10 protein-coding genes are annotated in these 14,134 nt (G+C 68.1%); 1 reads left to right on the top strand and 9 read right to left on the bottom strand.

Annotated features, from left to right (window positions below):
* Positions 1–26: 26 nt before the first annotated feature.
* Complete coding sequence (locus EXQ71_10930; GenBank protein ID MSO88013.1) at positions 27–1,451, top strand: phospholipid carrier-dependent glycosyltransferase; 1,425 nt, start codon at positions 27–29, stop codon at positions 1,449–1,451.
* Here the strand turns inward: EXQ71_10930 and EXQ71_10925 are convergent.
* The 9 genes from EXQ71_10925 to EXQ71_10885 all read right to left on the bottom strand — a co-directional run bounded on the left by EXQ71_10925 (position 1,421) and on the right by EXQ71_10885 (position 13,957).
* Positions 1,421–2,308, bottom strand: a complete 888-nt coding sequence (locus EXQ71_10925) for a hypothetical protein (GenBank protein MSO88012.1) — start codon at positions 2,306–2,308, stop codon at positions 1,421–1,423. The two genes, EXQ71_10930 and EXQ71_10925, sit on opposite strands and share 31 nt — an antisense overlap.
* Positions 2,305–4,569 carry a hypothetical protein gene (locus EXQ71_10920; protein ID MSO88011.1) on the bottom strand — a complete coding sequence of 755 codons (2,265 nt, stop codon included), beginning with the start codon at positions 4,567–4,569 and terminating at the stop codon, positions 2,305–2,307. The genes EXQ71_10925 and EXQ71_10920 overlap by 4 nt, the downstream gene beginning before the upstream one ends.
* Positions 4,566–6,824: a hypothetical protein gene (locus tag EXQ71_10915; protein MSO88010.1), complete on the bottom strand. Its 2,259-nt coding sequence runs from the start codon at positions 6,822–6,824 to the stop codon at positions 4,566–4,568. The genes EXQ71_10920 and EXQ71_10915 overlap by 4 nt, the downstream gene beginning before the upstream one ends.
* Entirely contained in the window at positions 6,821–8,434 is a 1,614-nt protein-coding gene (locus EXQ71_10910; GenBank protein ID MSO88009.1) for a hypothetical protein, read from the bottom strand. The genes EXQ71_10915 and EXQ71_10910 overlap by 4 nt, the downstream gene beginning before the upstream one ends.
* Positions 8,419–9,366, bottom strand: coding sequence for a hypothetical protein (locus EXQ71_10905; GenBank protein MSO88008.1), 948 nt, complete (start codon positions 9,364–9,366; stop codon positions 8,419–8,421). Before EXQ71_10905 ends, EXQ71_10910 begins: the two co-directional genes overlap by 16 nt.
* A gap of 24 nt (positions 9,367–9,390) precedes the next feature.
* A complete protein-coding gene (locus tag EXQ71_10900) occupies positions 9,391–10,560 on the bottom strand; it encodes a hypothetical protein (GenBank protein ID MSO88007.1) in 1,170 nt (389 codons plus the stop codon).
* Positions 10,560–12,185 (bottom strand): DNA repair protein RecN, encoded by a 1,626-nt coding sequence (locus tag EXQ71_10895; GenBank protein ID MSO88006.1) that lies wholly within the window; start codon positions 12,183–12,185, stop codon positions 10,560–10,562. Before EXQ71_10895 ends, EXQ71_10900 begins: the two co-directional genes overlap by 1 nt.
* A gap of 114 nt (positions 12,186–12,299) precedes the next feature.
* Positions 12,300–13,154 (bottom strand): NAD(+)/NADH kinase, encoded by an 855-nt coding sequence (locus tag EXQ71_10890; protein MSO88005.1) that lies wholly within the window; start codon positions 13,152–13,154, stop codon positions 12,300–12,302.
* Positions 13,154–13,957 (bottom strand): TlyA family RNA methyltransferase, encoded by an 804-nt coding sequence (locus tag EXQ71_10885; GenBank protein MSO88004.1) that lies wholly within the window; start codon positions 13,955–13,957, stop codon positions 13,154–13,156. The genes EXQ71_10890 and EXQ71_10885 overlap by 1 nt, the downstream gene beginning before the upstream one ends.
* Positions 13,958–14,134: the final 177 nt, after the last annotated feature.

Genomic DNA, 14,134 nt, shown 5'->3' with positions numbered 1-14,134 from the left:
GGCGCTCGGTAACCTGAAGCGGTTCCATGACGACTGCCTCCACCACCGGCTCATCGCGCTCCACCACCCGGACCGATTTGGCCGTGCTGGTCATCCTGGCCGTCGCCGTGCGCATTCCGGCCTTCACCGCCCGGACCCACCTCACCTTCGATGATGGTGTGTACGGAGCGTCGGCGAGGGCGATGAGAGCGGGTGCGCAGCCGTTCCGCGACGTGTTTTCCAGCCAGGGCCCCCTGCACCTACCTCTGATCTACGCGGCGGACCTCCTCGCTGGGCGAGGCGCCAACGCTCCTCGCCTGGCCGCAGTACTCGCCGGGGTGGGTCTGGTCATTGTGACCTATCTGGCCGGACAACTGGTGACCGACCGCCTGGGTGCGATTCTGGCGGCTGCGCTGGTGGGCTTCAGCGGCAGCGTGCTGTGGGTTACCGGTCCCCTCTCCTCCGACGGGGTGGCGCTGTTCTTCGCCGGCCTCACGATGCTGCTGGTCCTGCGGTGGCGCCACCACATCACCCTGCGACGTGCCCTCTGGCTGGGTCTGGCGGTGAGCGCCACGCTTTCGGTGAAGGCGCTGCTGGCCCCCGTGGTGGTGCCCGTGGCGCTGGTGCTCCTCGCCCATCGACGGGTGGCTCCCATCCTGGCCGCCGCCGGCGTGGCGGTGGGCTCGCACCTTCTGCTCTGGCTTCCGTGGGGGCCGGGGCGGGTATGGGAACAGTCCTATGGGTATCACCTTGAAGCCACCGCCGCTCGCACGCCGTTGGCCAATCTCGGCAAGGTTCTGAGCACCCTGGTGGACCGGGATCTTCCCCTGGTGCTGGTCGTTCTGGCCGCAGTGGGAGGGCTCCTACTGGCTCGGGGCCGGTCGACCCAACCCGGGGAGGCAAGGCTCACCTCGCCCGACACGCTGCTCTTGGCCTGGCTGGGTGCCACGCTGGCGGTGCTCATCGCCGAACAACCCCTCTGGCGGCCTCACGTGTCGGCCCTGATCCCGGCCCTCGCGCTGCTCGCCGCCCGTCATCGACCCCCGGTGTCTGTGCTCGCGGCGATCCTGGTGGTGGCCGTGCCCATACATGTCGTACACCTCTGGGACCTCCTGCACCCGGAGCCGTATCGAGGCGACACGGCCGAGGTGGTGGCCCTGTTGGCCGACCTGCCTGAGGGGGCCCTGGCCATCAGCGACGATCCGGGGCTGGTTTGGCGCGCCGGACGGGCCACCCCTCCCGATCTGGTGGATACCTCAATCCTTCGCATCGAGGTGGGCCAGATCACCACCGCGTCGATCCTGGCGGCGGCTTTCGACCCCCAGGTGTGTGCTGTGGCGGTGCGGAGCACCCAACGGTGGGGCTCTCTCCCCGACCTGCCTGCCGGGCTCGCGGCGCTGGGTTATTCCGTCGCCCAGCGCGATGATCGGGGCCGGGTGCTCTACATCGACGAGGACTGCGACCCGGGCTGATCGGCGTGCAGGCCCCCGAGTCGGTCGAGATACCGCAGCGGGGGAACCGAAGCGATGACTCGTGAGAACGACACCCGCTCCGCCGCCAGGTTGACCACAATGAGCGCTACCAGAACTGCCGTGCGCACCGGTCGGCTGGTCTCGAGGACCACGCCTAAGCCGAGCACTGCCCCGAGCAGGTTGGCCCCGGTGTCACCCAGCATCAGTCGTTCCTGTAGGTCGGCTCGCAAGAGGCCAAGGCCAGCCCCGAGCACCGGGGCGAGAGCGAGGCCCACCGGGGATGTCCCGGCCGCCCAGGCGAGGGGTACATAGGCCACCAGCGCCACCTTGATGGTGCGCCCCGGGGCCCGGTCGAGAAGATTGCCGGCGTTGGCGGCCAAGGCCACCAACGCCGCATCGGCCAGCAAACGTCTACCACTCACCTCGCCGGGTGCAGCGGTGAGCACGATGGCCACCACGGCCCCGCCGAAGAGTTTCATCGATCCGGTGGTGATTCGACCTTGGCGCAGCGCCCGGAGGTGGCCGGCGAACCCGTGATCCTCCGATGTGCCGACAAGATCGTCCACGATCCCGAGGAACGCGAAGGCAAAACAGGCGAACAAGACCATCGCCCGCAACAGGCTGTCGCTGAGTTCCTCGCCCAGACCGAACTCCGCTAGCGCGGTCCGCGCGGCTTCCACCACAAGTACCGCGAGCACGATGATCAGCCCTCCGGCGGTGGCGATGGGGTGACCGCGGTAGTTCTTTCGGAGCAACGCCGGGGCCGACAGGATGGGGGCCACGGCTCGCTCCAATAGCACCGCCGCCACGACCCCACCGAGGAACAGCAACGCCAGCGCCCACTGTCCGTTGGTCACGGCGCAGCCTCCTCTACCTCAACCCGGGCCCCGAGGTAAATGAGCCCAGGAACCGCAATGGCGAGCATGGCCGCGGGGACGGCGATCCCGGAGTCGTTGGCGGCATAGCCCAACACGGCGAGCGTCACCAGGCCCGGAACCGCTCGGCGCAGGGCTGGAAAGGCCAGGATTACCGCTCGTACGCGGTCGCGAGCGCCCCACATCACCAGTGCCGCCGCGATGGCCAGCGGGCCCACGATGAATCGCCAGAGGCTGGTGCCCAGCGACCGCAGATTGGCCTCCATCTTCCGCTCCGCCACCGTGGTGAACCCGGTGAGGCCATCTTCGCCGATCCGTTCGAAAAGGCGTCCGAGATGGGATCGGTTGGCGCTGGGCCGCTGGAGGTCAAACCACGCCAGTAGTCCGATGATCACCAAGGTGGCCAGGGCCACCAGCGCCGCGCTGCGCCACCGAACTTTCCACTGGCCCAGACCGGTGGCCACCAGCGCCAGCGCGGGGATGCCCGCGAGTGCTCCGCCCACGTCGGCCCCCCAGGGGGGAGCAATATCAACCAGCACGACCACGCCCAGGATCACGAGCATCGCTCGGCGGCCGAGGGTGCCGGGCCAACGGTCGATGGCGATGCACGCCAGCATGACCCCGGCCACAAAAAAGAAGGCGAAGGTGACGTTGTTGATACCGCTGAATCGCCCGCCCACAATCGGCGAGTCGCCGAAGACCGAGGCGAACTGCAACCGAGACGCCAGCACCACCACGCTCACGATCACGAGGGCGGCGACGAGTCCGTATCCGAGTGCCAGCGGATCGAGCCAGCGGCGAGACAGTGCGGAGCCCACCGCCGCCAGGGTCACGGAACCGGCGATGAGGAAAAGCCAATAGGCCGCGGCGCCCCAGCTGTAGAACGGAATCAGGGCGGCCAGATACGTGAGCGAAGGAAAGGCCAGCAGGGCCAGAGCGACACGGGCCAGCCATGGGTTCCAGTGCGGCCAGCGTCGCACCCATGCTGCCGCGGCTGTCAGAGCCAGCACGCTCACGGCAATCACCAACGCCCAGGTGGCTGAAGTCAGCATCTTGTCTCGAAACAAGGCCGCGGCCTCCCCGCGAACCAACTCGGCGCGGCGGTCCGGGCCCGAAAGCGACGATGGTCGTGCCTGCATGGCGCGCCCTTCGATGCCGGCTTCTGTCATGGGCACTCCCGCCAAGGCGGCCAGGGTGGGGGCGACATCGGCCAACAACACATAACCCGCTCGCCGGGTGGTGCCCGAGATGAGGAAACCGGGGGGGAATTCCCGGGCCCGGATGCCGAAGACCCCCAATCCCGGCTCGGGCTGGGTGAACGGCGCCACCACCATCAGTGCATCGCGTTCTGGATCCAGTTGCTGGAGGAGACCGGCCATCAGCGCATCGGTGGAGCGCAGGGCGGCTACCCACGCAGTCTGGGCTTGCTCCGGGGTGGCGCGTGTCCGGAAGCTCAACGCCCGGCGCAGGTCGGAGGCCTCCACCAGGACCACCGACGATGGGGTGGCACATTCCGTCACGGCGGCCAGCACCGCCGCCTCATCCAGCCGCACGCCCCAGGGCGCCGTCGCGTCGGTCTCGAGGAGGCGGGTGTTCACGCGCCCACACGGGAGAGCCCCCGAGGTATCGGCCAACGTGAGCGCCGCCTCGGCATGGTTGGAGGGAGCCACCAAGTACGGCTCGGACCCATACGCATTGGCCACTACACCGCTCTCCACCTGCGCCTTGGCCAGGAGTTCGCCCAGCGCTCCGACGGTGCCGCCGAACTCGGCATGCTGGTTGGCTTCCTGGATCAGGGTCCAGCCCAAGGCCACCAACTGTGCATCAGGGGTGGCGTCAGCCCCCTGCTGACGTGCGTAGGCATCCCCGGCGGTGCCGCTTTCGTAGGGGGTGTCCACGTCGAAGAATTGCCCCGCCACCTCCGGCGGTGCCACCGCCCTGCTGCCGCTACCCATTGTGGCGTAGGCATCACCCGGCTCCGTCAACACGTGGGTCACCTTGGTCACCAGGTTGGCCATGGCGCTGTCGTTGAGTACGGCAGTCAAGACGGGAAGGTCGGGGGATTCCAGGTCTTTCCAGGTGAGCCCGGGAACGCTAAGAACCACTACCCGGCGGGGAGGCGGGGCCTCCGCGATGCGCTGACCCGGTGCCGGGGACCCAGGGGAGGTGGCGGCGGGGGTCGCCAGCACGAGCACGAGCACGAGCACCAGGACCAGTACGCCGGAGTGCACCAGGTTCTTCATGTGATGGGCTCGCGGGCCAGGGTTACGACAGTGAGGTACACCACGGCTGCGTTCACAACCCCCAACATCAGCCCAGGTACGGCGATGCCGGAGTCGTTGAGCATGAACCCGAGCAGCGCCACTAGCGCCAGACCGGGCACACAACCACTGAGCGTGTCCCGAACGGGTTGTACACGGTCGGGAGCATGCCACAGGAGATACACCACAGCGGCTATCAGGAGAGGGATCAGCGCCATCCAGGCCGAGCCGGTGACCACACTGAGGTTCGCCCCCAACTTGCGGATCACCACCGTCTGAAACGCGCCAGGACCACGATCGATGATCGCCTCCCACAAGCGTCCGAGGTGGGTGCGTTGGTCGGCGGGTCGCGACAGATCAAGGACGGCGAAGCCCACCAGGGCCACCCCGGTGGCCATGGCCCATCCAAGCACCGAGCGCCAGTGCACGGGCCGCCCCACGAGGTAGGCGCCGGTCACTCCCGCGGCGGGAATGAGGGCCATCACTCCCCCGACGTCGGAGCCCCAAATCGGCATGCCGTCGATCAGGATGGCCACTATCAACACGCCAAAGGCCAACGCCGTGGCAAAACTGCGCCCGGCTAGTCGGCGCGAGAGCAGACCACACAACAAGAAGGTGGCCGCCGCCAACTGACCGAAGGCCAGGTTCCCCATGCCGGCAAAACGGCCACCGACCGTTGGTGAATACCCGAACACTGTGTTCAGTTGCAGGGGGGCGCCCAGCACCATGTCCACCGCGAGAAGGCCAAACACTAGTCCCAGACAGAACAGGAGAGGGTCGATCGCCGCTCGGCGTCCGAGCGCCCTGACTCCCCACGCGAGCATCACCGAAATGCCGATGACGAAGGTCCAATACGCGAGCGGCGGCGCGTCAGCGAAGGGAATGAGGCCGGCGAGGTAGGTGGCCGGGAGGTAGGCCAGCATCGTCAACGCCGCTAACGCCACCCGGCGCTTGGTTCGCTCGGAATCGCTGCGGAGGGCCACCGCGACACCGACCCAGAGCAGCGCCTGCAGCACGGTAAACACGATGGCCACCGGCGCCACCATCCGATCGCGATACCGCGCCGCGTCGTTGATGCGCGCCAGGCTCTCGGCCCGGGCCGCGCCGGTGACGGGACCCTCGCCCGCTCGCTCGAATTGGCGCCCCTCCATCGATCCGGGCCGAGGCACCCCAAAGACACTGAGGATGGTGGGGGCGATGTCCACGAGGGTCACCAACCCCGCCCGACGAGTACTCGCGGAGCGCAACAGGCCCGGCGCCTGCCCGGGTGATCGCAACCCGGCCACCGTTAGTTCCACCCCACCAGCGGAGTGGTACGGGGCCACCACCAAGACGGTGTCGCGAGCGAAGTCAACCGAGAGCAACATCCGAGCCACTAGGTCATCGGTGTCCCGCAGCGCCTGCTGGCGGAGGGCCTGACGCTGGGCGGGAGTGGCGAGCGGCCCGTAGCGGTCGGCTCGCGCCAGATCCGAGCCTTCGACGAACACCACGCCGCCCTGCCTCCAGGATGCCGAAAAGGCCGCCACCACCGCGTTTTGTTGATACCGCAGGCCAAAGGGGGCCGAAGGATCCCGCTGCAACAACGCGTCGGTGACGGCGCCAGCGGGCACCCAACCCGTCTCATCGACCAGCGACATGGCCGCCTGGCGCTGGTAGGCGGCCTCAGACGGTGCGACACCATCGCGGTTGGTGAGGTCGCCATCGGCATTGGCAATGGCGGCTCTGGGCACCATGGCATCCGCCAGGCTCTGCCCGAGCGCACCGAGTTGGGCGTCGTAATCGAGGTCGGCATTGGTGCTGACCAGGTGGGGGAAGCCCAGAGCCACTAACCCCGTGTCGACCGCCACACCGGTGGTGCGCGCAAAGATCGTGGAGGCTGGCGTGGTGGCGTAGGTCTCGGCGGCATCCAGCACCTCCCCACTGCGCACCACACCCTGTGCTCGGCTTCCAGCACTCAGCGCCGCGTAGCCATCGTTGGCGTTGGTGGTGGCGTCCACATCGCGTACCGACATGGCCGCCACGGCTGCGCCGTCGAGTAGCGCGTCGATGGCGGGGCTGGCTCCCTGGTAGAGATCGGTCCATCCGAGGGTGGGCAGCGACAACACCAACAGGCGTGGGACCTCCCCCGAGCGCGCCCCCGCCGGCCGGCCCGAATTCCACGGCACGGTCGCCATCGCGAGCACCACAGTGAGTACCACTGCCCCCCACGCCCGTACTGCGCCACGAGGTCCGTTCATGCGAGGGTCTCCTCGGGGGCGGCCGACGGCCGCGAGGGCACTCCCCACCACTGCAGGGTGCCCAGGTAGATCGCCACGGCTGTGCCCCCCACGACGGCCAGGGCCGCCACGGTGGACCAACGACCGACGGGATTCCACACCGCCATCGCCCCCCAGGCCCCCAGCCCAACCAACGCCGAGAGGATCAGGGGTTGGACCTGCCCCACCGCCAGCACCGGCCCGATCCGCGGAGCCAATCGGTGGTCGAGCCAGAGAGCACCTAGGGCGTAGGCGACGGAGTGACCCAGGCCGATCATGGCTAGTCGGGCGGTGCCGTGCGCCATCCCGAAGGCCACCACCATCACACACGCGCCGAGCAACGCTGAGCCCACTGACGCGAGGGCGGGCGTCCGACTGTCGCCGAGGGCGTAGCCCGCGCGGGTGAGGAGCAGGAAGACACCGTAGACCGGGATCCCCACGGCGAGACCGAGGCACGCCTGACCGAGCAGTTGGGGGCCGGGAGCCTCTTGGGCCGCGCCGAAGGCCAGCACACGCATCACCGGGGCCGATAGCGCGATCAGCAGCGCGGCGGCGGGGAGAGTGACCACCGCCATGGCATCAAAAGCCCAGCGGCAGGTGGCGCGAAAGCTGTGGTGATCGTGGTGGGTCACCGCCGTGGATAGGCGTGGTAAAGCCGTGGTAAAGATCGGCTGAGCGAGAAGTCCGTACGGGGCAAGGAATACGACGAAGGCCAGCTGGTAGGCCACCACACCGCCGGCCACGCCGCCCGCCACCACCAACGCCGCGGCGAGAAGCAGCCCGGTTCCGGAGTGCTGCACCGCCGCCCAGCCCGAGAGGCGCCCGAGCTGGCGCACCTCGGTGTCGGAGCCAACCGACCGCAGGCGAGGCCGAAGCCGGAAGCCCATCACCCGTAGGCCAATCGTGGGCGCGGCCACGAAGGCCACGACGCCCAGCGTTCCGCCCAGCGCCAGGGTGAGACGCTCCCCGGAGGTGAGATCGAAACCGGGGTTCGGGCCCGCCAGAGAATGAAACAGCAGCATCGTGGCGATCAGCACGATGGTGTTACCCACCGGGGCCAGAGCGGCCAGTACGAAGCGTCGATGAGCATGAAGCACCGCAGTAGCCACCGCGCCCACCGCATAGAGAAGCACTTGGGGAATGAAGAAGCGAAGAAGGAAGGTAGTGAGTTCTTCCTGGGCGGCCCGCACCTCGGGGTCGTCGACGCCGGTGGTTAGCAACGCGGCCAACGCCGGGGCCAAGATGACCCCCAGAACCGTCACCACGCCCAGGACCGCGAGCGCCACTCCCAGGATTAGCCCCGCCACCTCTTCGGCCCGACCGGGCGTGTTGCGAGCGAGCAGGGCTACAAAGGTGGGCACCAGAACGGCCGACAGGGCGCCGGCGGCGAGTAGTTCGAACAGCACATTGGATACGCTGTTGGCGGCTTGGAAAGTGTTACCGAGGTACGTAGTGCCCAGTACGGCGGTGATCACCACCATGCGTATTCCGCCGAAGATCCGGGAAACCCCCGCGGCGGCCCCCATCCCCACCGCCGCGCGAGCCGGACTCGGGGAGGCGCCCAAGGGCGCCTTCTTCACGTCGGAGTCCACGCGGGGAGCACCGCGTCAGCATCAGGCCCGTAGCCATAGTGACCAGGAATGACTTTGGGCGTGCCGGCGAGGGCCAGGATGGCCGCCACACGACCCTCGGTCCGATCGGCGTTGTCGACGATGGCGATCCGATTGAGCGTTTCCCCGTTGAGTGAGGCCGACAGCGCCTTTCCGCGGGCCAACCCCTCGGGCCCGATGGTGAAGACCTCGGCCAGCACGGTGCCGCCGGCCGCGTTGGCCTGGACCACCAGCGGGCTGACATCCGCGGCCAAGTCGCTGCCGGTTACCACCAGCACTCTCGGCCCACGCCCAGCCAGGGTCGTGACCCCTTGTGTTTCATCGCCTTGGTTATCGAAGGCAAGGAAACCGGCCTTGATCAGGGCGCTCAGCAGAGGCGTGCCTGGTTGCTGACCGGGGGCACCGGCCAAGTCCGGGGCCGGTGCCTGCGCCAGTTCCCCGGCGATACCCGACCAGGCCGCATCCCAGAGCTGCTCGGGTTCTGCACCGGCGGATCCGCCGACCGCCTCGTTCATGGCGGCGAGATCTTCCTCGCTCGCGAGGTCCCGCTTGGGCTCGACCCACACGACACCGGGCACAATCCCGCCCGCCTGGCGAGCCAAGCGAACACTCTCAGCCACGGCGGCGTCATCTACCCCGCGCATGGCCACCACCAGCACGGGGACCCCCGTGAGGCGGTCGCTGACGGCGAAGTCGGCGCTGGGGGTGATGTACGCCCGGGCTTGCGCGAGTTCGGTCTCTAAGGCGTCGTTCTCCGCTTTACGAACATCCAGATTGACCGACACGCCGTCGATCCGACTCTGGAGGTTGTCCACGATGGCACGATCGACATAGGTGGAACCCACCAGAATGCCGATGGCCAGGGCGAGAAACACGGCGGTGATGGACACCACATGGAAGCGGAACGAGATCATGATTCTCCTTGGCCGGTCAGCCGGTCAGAACGTCCCTGTGAGATTCAGCCAGAACTCGTGCAGCGTCAGCCAGATGCCGTCCAGGAACACGTGTAGCGGATTCGACACGATAATGACCACCAACATCACCGTGAGGGCGGCCGCCACCAACCCAACCAGATCGCGGCGGCGCACGTTGGATTCGTGCAAACGCGCCACCCCTTTGGCGTCTACCAGCATCGGGCCGAGGCGCAAGCGCGTGAGGAAGGTAGACGACATCCCGGCTCGCCCTTTGTCGAGGAACTCCACCATGGTGTCGTGCGTGCCCACGGCCACGATGAGTTTGGCACCGGCCTCGTAGGCCAGGAGCATGGCGGCGTCCTCACTGGTGCCTTCCACCACAAATTCCACGTAGTGCTTGCCGAAGCCTTGGAGTTCCTCGTGACCGGGGTTGCGGCCATCAGGATGGACGTGGTGTACGTGCTCGGCCCCGGTGTTCATAGCGGCGACGGAGACCGAGTCGAAATCGCCCAGGATGATGTCGGGCTGCAAGCCAACATCGAGCAGGGCGTCGGCGCCGCCATCGACGCCGATCAACACGGGGCGGAACTCGCGAATGTAGGTCCGCAAGACCTTCAGGTCCGCTTTGTAGTCCAGGCCGCGTACGACCACGAGGGCATGACGGCCGGCAAATGAAACACCGAGTTTCGGCAACACAATGGGGGCGAAGACGAGCTCCGCCTCGCGCTTCACGTACTCCAGCGTGTTCTCGGCGAAACGCTGGAGTTCGTGTCCGATGCCGGCGCGCGCCTCCTCCATCCGCCGGGTGATCTCATCCTCACCGAGCAGGTGCCCGGACCCCACCTCGGCCTCTCCGAGCATCACCTGCCCGCCGGCCAGTCGGACTATGGAACCGTCGTGCACCGCATCCATGATCGATGGGCCCACGTCGTCCACCAGGGCGACTCCTGCCATGACCAACCGCAGGGGGCCTCCGTTGGGGTAGCGCCCGGTGATCGACGGCGAAGCGTTGATCACCGCTCGCACACCAGCATCGATCAAACCGTCGGCGGCGATGCGATCAATGTCGGCATGGTCGATCACGGCGATGTCTCCGGGCTCGAGCCGCTTGATGAGGTCCTTGGTGCGCCTACCCACCCGCGCCCGGCCCTCTACCGTGTTGCTTGTCCTGCGCTCTTTTCGCAAACCGCGCACTACCGGCCTCGTTCCGAGGCGGCCGTGGCGAGGAGTTCCTCGGCGTGGTCGTGGCCGGTGTCGCTTTCGGGGAGCCCCGAAAGCATCCGAGCCAGTTCCCTAACCCGCGCCTCGGCGCCCAGTGTCTCGGCTCGCACGACGGTGGTGGTGCCATTATCCCGCTTTACCAGGGCCACCTGGGCGTCGGCGAAGGCCGCCACTTGCGGAAGGTGGGTGACCACCACAACCTGTTTGTGCTCGGCCAGCGCGGCCAGTGAACGGCCCACCGCTCGTGCCGCCGTGCCTCCCACACCGGCATCCACCTCGTCGAACACCAAGGTGGGCACCGGCGCGCCCACCACCAAGCGCAGGGCAAGCATCGTGCGGGCCAATTCGCCCCCCGATGCGGCCTTGGCTAGAGGAACTGCCGGTAGGCCTGCGTTGAGGGCCAAGAGAAACGCGACGTCGTCGCCGGGATCAGCGGGCCCGAGATGGATGGTGACCGCCGCCCGGGGCAGAGCCAGTTCCACTAGTCGCGCCTCCACCGCCGCCGCCAGGCGGGGTGCGTGTTCCCGTCGACGGGTTCCCACGACCGCGGCCGCCATCTGTACCGCTTGGGTGGCGGCGGCGCGTGCGGCATCGGCTGCTTCAGCCCGCTCGGCGTGCGCCTCCAGATCGTCCAAACGGTGCTGGAGTTCGTCGCGCACCGCGAACAGCTCGGCCAGGGGTGCTCGTGTGTTGCCGGTGTAGCGACGACGCAGGTCGGTGAGGTCGCGTCGGCGGGCCTGCACGATGGCCAGACGGGCGGGGTCGGCTTCGGTGCCCCCGAGCCCGCTTCGCAGTTCGTGAGTCACGTCGGCCAGCTCCACCTCCACGGCCCGCAATCGCCCCACCGGGTCGGCGAAGGAGGGCCGTTGCGCCAACGCACCGAGGGCCTGGGCGATGAGGTCGCGTGCCCCGCCGTCGGTACCAAGGGCGGCATCGGCGGCGGCAGCAGCATGGCGGAGGGCATCGATATCGCCGAGGAGTAGTTCCTCCGTGGCCAGGCGGTCGTCTTCCTCAGGGTCGGTGAGCCCGGCGCGGGCGATCTCGTCCAGCTGGAAGCGGAGGAACTCCGCCTCGCGCGCTCGGGCGGGTTCATCGCCCCCCAGTGCCTCGAGGGTCTTTTCGGCTGTTCGCACCGCGGCCCGGGCGGCCTCTAGATCGCCCAGATCCACCCCGGCGAAGCGATCGAGGGCGTGACGCTGACTGGCGGTGGTGAGCAGACCCACATGGGCGTGTTGAGCGTGGAGATCCACGAGGGTGGCGGCCTCTTCAGCCAGTTGGGCCGCCGTCACCAGGCGTCCATTGCGATAGGCGCGCGAACGACCCGAACGCGGCACAACTCGCGTCAGCACCACTTCGCTGTCGGCTCGCACGAAACGCCCCTCCACCGTGGCCTCGCGAGCGCCCGGCCGCACCACGCTGGCATCGGAGCGATCGCCCGTCAGGAGGCCGATAGCCCCCACCACCATGGTCTTGCCCGCCCCGGTTTCACCAGTGAGGGCTGTCATGCCGGGCTCGAACAGCAGGGCGAGTTCGTCGATCACGCCGAGGTCGGTCACGGCCAACTCCGCGAGCATCAGTGCGCCTCGGGGACGATGCAACAGCAGAGGACAGGGTGGGGGCGAGGAACCATGGCTGAACTTCTAGCGTAGGCGGTGGGCGCGAACCGTTGGGGATCACCCAAGGTGAGGGTTCGTGGCACTTCCGCCACCCCGCTACCGGTCCTCGAGACCGAACTTGCTTTTGAGCCGCGCCAAGAAATCTCGAGGACCGCTCGACACGAGACGGGCCCGCTGCTGGGCGGCGGTACACACGATGGCGTCGCCCTCGCCCAACTCCCCCAGGTTGCGACCATCCACGCTCACGGTGGCGGGGCGGTGGCCCTGAACCACGAGGCGGACCTCAGCACTGGGCTCGAGCACAAGGGTACGGTCGAAGAGCATGTGCGGCGACACGGGGGTGAGGAGCAGGGCGCGATGGGTGGGAGCCACGATCGGCCCGCGGGCGGAGAAGGCGTAGGCGGTGGATCCGGTGGGGGTAGCGACGATCAGACCATCGGCCGCATAGGTGGTGAAAAACTCCCCGTTTACCTCCACCGCCAGACGCACGGTATGTCCCATCGGCGTCTTTTCCAGTACGGCCTCGTTGAAAGCCAGACACTTCGTGGTGGTTCCGTCGGTACGTTCGACGCGAACGGAAAGCAGCATCCGTTCTTCCACCGCTTCTTCGCCGCCCAGGAAGCGTTCGAGCGCGTCCCGCAGACCCGCTGGCTCAATATCGGTGAGGTATCCCATCTGGCCCACGTTCACGCCCATGATCGGAACACCCGCGGCGGAGACCAGGTCGACGGTGCGCAACATGGTGCCGTCGCCGCCCAGGCTCACCGCCACGGCGACACCGGAGGCCAGATCGGCATCGGCACATCCGAGGGCGGCCAGCCCCGCAAGGTCGGCGTCGTGCTGCGGCATGCGCGCGCGGTGGCCGGCGGCGGCAAGCCATTGGGCCGTCGCGCGAGCCAACTCGGCGGCCTGGGATCGCTGATGGTGCAGGACGAACGCCACGGTGCTCATCAGCGAGACACCGCTTCGGCAACGGCCGCGTCGAGCATGGCGGCGGTGGCTCCCCCGCCGGTGACCGGCGCGATGCGGGCATGGACGAGGAACTCGACGTTTCCGTCCGCTCCGGTGAGAGGTGACGCCATGGCGTCCATCATGGCGGCTCCTTGCGCTCCGAGCGCGGCAGCCACCTCTTGCAGGACCCGAGCCCATACCGCCGGATCGGTGATCACGCCTTTACCCCGGGCCGCCTCGACCCGTTCCGCCTCAAATTGCGGCTTCACCAGAGCCACCACATCGGCCCCGGGACTGGTGAGTGCCAGCACCGAGGGCAGCACGGTCCGCAACGAGATAAAGGACAGGTCGGCGACCACCAGATCGGCGGGGGCGCCGACATCACCGGGTTGAAGATGGCGAACGTTGGTGCGTTCGTGGACCTCCACCCTGGGATGGCTTCGCAGTCGATGGTGCAGCTGTCCATAGGCCACGTCGATGGCCACCACCGAGGCGGCGCCTCGTTGCAGGAGGCAGTCGGTGAACCCGCCGGTGGAGGCTCCAATGTCGTAGGCCCGTCGACCGGCTACTACGACCGGGAAACGATCCAGGGCTCCGGCGAGTTTTTCGCCCCCGCGTCCGACGTACGGCGCAGGCGGACCGTAGATATAGATCGGTTCATCGGGGGCTACGAGGCGGGTGGCTTTGTTCGCCGGAGCACCGCACACGGTGACACGCCCCGCGTCGATGTCGGCTTGGGCTCGCTGACGGCTTGGCGCCAGACCTCTTCGGACGATCTCGGCGTCAAGGCGTCGACGGGTCAGGAGGAGAGGACTTCCGGTGCGGCGGTGGCCGGGTCGTTGATGGTGGGAGCTATGACCGGGGCCATCGGGGGCTTGTTGGCGGCGGGCTTGTTGGCGGCGGGCTTGTTGGCGGCGGGCTTGTTGGCGGCGGGCTTGTTGGCGGCGGGCTTGTTGGCGGCGGGCTTGTTGGCGGCGGGC

This window comes from Acidimicrobiia bacterium, from assembly GCA_009694375.1.
Taxonomy (GTDB): domain Bacteria; phylum Actinomycetota; class Acidimicrobiia; order Acidimicrobiales; family VFJN01; genus VFJN01.
This window is presented reverse-complemented; position numbering and strand designations above follow the sequence as displayed.

What these genes read in the sequence shown, in the direction of transcription:
- EXQ71_10930 (MSO88013.1), top strand. Translation starts at nt 27, where the DNA reads ATGACGACTGCCTCCACCACCGGCTCATCGCGCTCCACCACCCGGACC.
- EXQ71_10920 (MSO88011.1), bottom strand. Translation starts at nt 4,569, where the DNA reads ATGAAGAACCTGGTGCACTCCGGCGTACTGGTCCTGGTGCTCGTGCTC.
- EXQ71_10915 (MSO88010.1), bottom strand. Translation starts at nt 6,824, where the DNA reads ATGAACGGACCTCGTGGCGCAGTACGGGCGTGGGGGGCAGTGGTACTC.
- EXQ71_10905 (MSO88008.1), bottom strand. Translation starts at nt 9,366, where the DNA reads ATGATCTCGTTCCGCTTCCATGTGGTGTCCATCACCGCCGTGTTTCTC.
- EXQ71_10890 (MSO88005.1), bottom strand. Translation starts at nt 13,154, where the DNA reads ATGAGCACCGTGGCGTTCGTCCTGCACCATCAGCGATCCCAGGCCGCC.